Genomic DNA, 2,986 nt, shown 5'->3' on the forward strand with positions numbered 1-2,986 from the left:
CTCCAGAGATTTAACTTGTTCGCCTCAATTGCAGCACGAACGGCTTTCATCGCGACACTGATTGGCTCTTGAGCCAACACAATTCACCAATACAGTGCGGGGCTTCCCGCCGATTAAGCTAAATGCCTGAAGATTTGCTGGGCTGGTTTTCTGCTTCTTGTCTGCGGCGATCGCCAATGCCACAGTCGCCGCAGCATTCGGGTCGCTTGAAGTCGTCCCAATGGATGCAGGCCCGGCAGCCCTTCAGCATTTCCGGCCAGCGCTCTCGAATCAATAGTTGTCGCAGCCTCACTTCTCGTGATTCGGGAAAGGGGTGTCGCAATCCATCCATGGCCCTGGGATCCGCAGCTCTCTGTCTCTGGTATAAGAGCAAATGGAAGTCTGCAATCTAGAAATATCGGCATAGCTTAAGGTTTGCGCTTTGCCCATCTCTAGAGAGCTTGGGCTAGCTCAATTTTCTTGAGCCCATTACTTTTCGAAGGAATTTGCAAAAAATGTAAACGATTTCTTATGAGATTTAGCTGGATTTTTCCCCGCTTAACACAAAGGTGGGATCCAAAGGCAGCAACAGTTGGGTGCGACCGCGGTGTTCCAGGCGGTTCACGGCCGATTGGATCACCTCCACATGATGAGCTCGCACGGCAGCCAGCCCGGTAGAGAGGCCGTAGAGCCCCTCCAGAGAGTTGGTGGTTGCCACAATCCTGCCGTTGGGCTTGAGATGGTTCCAGGAGGCCTCCAGGATCTCCCGTAGGGGATGGCCGCCTTCGATACAGATGCGATCGGGGGGCGGAGAGAGCTGGTGCAAGCAAGCGGGGGCAGTGCCCTGGATTACCTGCACGTTGTTGAGACCGAATTTCTCGCAGTTGCTCTCGATCAGGCTGACCACCTCTGCATCTCGCTCAATGGCGATCACCTGAGCTTTGGGGCAGAGAATGGCCGCTTCGATGGCGATGGTGCCTGTCCCGGCGCCGATATCCCACAGGCAGTGGTCTTCCCCCAAGCGCAACTGGCTTAGCACCAGCACGCGCACCTCGCGGGGGCTCATCGGGATCCCCGGGATCCGCTCAAAGGCAGAGTCCGGGATCCCTGGGGTGCGGTAGGGCCAAGAGAAGGGGGTTGCCATCGCCAAAGACCGCTGCCGCGAAAATGGCCATCTTCCTCAGCATAAGGCGAAGGCCCAACCGACTGGCTACGCTCTTTATGTCCTCCTGCGGGGACAGGGGATCCCCGCTCTAGGCCAACCTAGGGCAGAAGTCCCCGTGAGGGCCGCACAGAGCTCCAAAGCTGATGATCGGACTCGAACCGATGACCTGCTCATTACGAGTGAGCTGCTCTACCGACTGAGCTACATCAGCAATTGTGGATACCCCCACATCCCTTTGTTCGGCCAGTTCAGCAGCGCAAACTGGGAACGGGGGACGGGAAAGCCGACTTGGATTCGTGTTAAGGCCTATCTATCCTAGCGCATCCTTGCCTTGCTCGGGATCCCCAGGGCCACAATCCCAAAGAGAGACCCAAGGTCAGCCAGGCCAGCCAGTCGCCTGTGCGCGTGTAGAAGGTGACCTGAGATTGCCGCCTGACCTCTCCGCTGACCACCCCGCGCTGAAAAATCGGGCCCACCCGTTGCATTCGACCGGAGGGATCCACCACTAGATTGCCGCCGGTGTTGTTGACGAAGACCACGCTGCGCCGGTTTTCAACCGCCCGGAAAACCGAGAGCCGCCCGTGGAGCAGCGGCCAGTGGCTGTTGCCAAACCAGCTATCGTCCGAGATGACAATCAAGGACTCGGCTCCCGCGCGGGTCAGAGCTCGGCTGGGGGCAGGCAGAACGCTCTCCAGGCAGATCATCACCCCCAAAGGCCCAAACAGCTCTCCTCCCGCCAGCGGCCGATAGCCATCGGGGGAGGGCACGTAGCGCCCTGACTCAAAGTAGGGGAAGATCCACTGCTTGCCAAACCAATCCAGCACTTGGCCCCGGGCGTCAAAGAGGAGGGCGGTGTTGAAAAACCGTTGCTCCTCCTCCGGCAGGTGAGCTGTGCGGGGATCCGGCTCCGTGGCTCCCGTAATCAAGGCCCCTTCCGGGGGGAGGATGGCTTGCATCGGCTCGATCACATAGGGTTGCAGGGGGGTGTTCAGTAATCGGGCGCGCAGGGCTCCTTCCGGCCAGATCACCAACTGCGCCCCCTCGGCCACCGCCTGGGCCGAAAGCTGATGCAGCTCCCGGTAGCGCTCGCTGCGGTAGTCCCAACTGCGATCCGCCTCCAGCCAGGCCACCTGCTGCACCGCCCCCACGCGAAAGCTGGGAGCCCCTTCCGCCGCCAAGGCATCAAAGTAGGCCAGCCGTAGGCTGCCGTAGGCCAAGACTAGCCCCCCCAGACCTAGGCCGCAGGCCAGCGTGCGCCGGATAGCGGGGTTCTTGGCCCCAGCGCCAAGTGCTCCCCTTAAGGATCCCTCCGCCCTCCACTGGCGGCGGAGCTGCTCGGCCAGCTGCCAAACCACGCCGTTGACGAACACAGCAAAAAAGGTCACTCCCCAGATCCCAGTGAGATCGGCAATTTGGATCCCGAGGGGCCAGTCAAAGAGCAGGGATCCCCAGTGGAAGGGAATCGGCCAGCGGAGCAGACCCAGCAGCCCATCCAGCCCTGTCCAGACCGTGGCCACCCCTAGGGGACGGGCCCAGGGGGGAAGTGGTTGGCTCAACTGCAAACTTAAGACTGTGGCCGTTGTGAAAAACAGAGGGATCAGGGGGGCCACCACTGCTCCCCCTAGGATCTCCCAGGCGCTGAGCACTTGAAGGGAGAAGGGATCCACCCAGAAGGCGTACAGGCACACCCAAAACCACAGGCCATAGGCCAAACGCCAGCGCCCCCACCCCTGTCGTTGTTCGCAAAGGTGAAACAGGGGCGCTAGGCCCAGCAGTGCCCCTGGGAACCAGTGCAACCAGCGGTTGGGGGATCCCAGGCACAGCAGCAAAACGGTTAACCCC

General features: G+C 60.6%; 3 protein-coding genes and 1 tRNA gene. All 4 read right to left on the reverse strand.

All coding sequences use genetic code 11. From position 1 onward, the window contains the following. Window positions 1–118 precede the first annotated feature (118 nt). On the reverse strand, window positions 119–331 hold the full coding sequence (locus tag NW841_RS08555) for a hypothetical protein (RefSeq protein ID WP_414364937.1): 213 nt from the start codon (window positions 329–331) through the stop codon (window positions 119–121). A 186-nt stretch (window positions 332–517) separates the two neighbouring features. After that, a complete protein-coding gene (cbiT, locus tag NW841_RS08560) occupies window positions 518–1,123 on the reverse strand; it encodes a precorrin-6Y C5,15-methyltransferase subunit CbiT (protein WP_414364935.1) in 606 nt (201 codons plus the stop codon). A 159-nt stretch (window positions 1,124–1,282) separates the two neighbouring features. Further along, window positions 1,283–1,355 (reverse strand) — tRNA-Thr (locus NW841_RS08565). Between the two features lie 88 nt (window positions 1,356–1,443). Beyond that, window positions 1,444–2,986, reverse strand: a 1,543-nt coding sequence (locus NW841_RS08570) for an apolipoprotein N-acyltransferase (RefSeq protein WP_414386094.1), incomplete at its 5' end; no start/stop codon positions are given.

It is taken from the genome of Synechococcus sp. H60.3, from assembly GCF_047462295.1.
Lineage (GTDB): Bacteria > Cyanobacteriota > Cyanobacteriia > Thermostichales > Thermostichaceae > Thermostichus.

Coding starts and splice junctions, on each gene's coding strand:
- cbiT (WP_414364935.1), bottom strand. CDS start 1,123: ATGGCAACCCCCTTCTCTTGGCCCTACCGCACCCCAGGGATCCCGGAC.
- NW841_RS08555 (WP_414364937.1), bottom strand. CDS start 331: ATGGATGGATTGCGACACCCCTTTCCCGAATCACGAGAAGTGAGGCTG.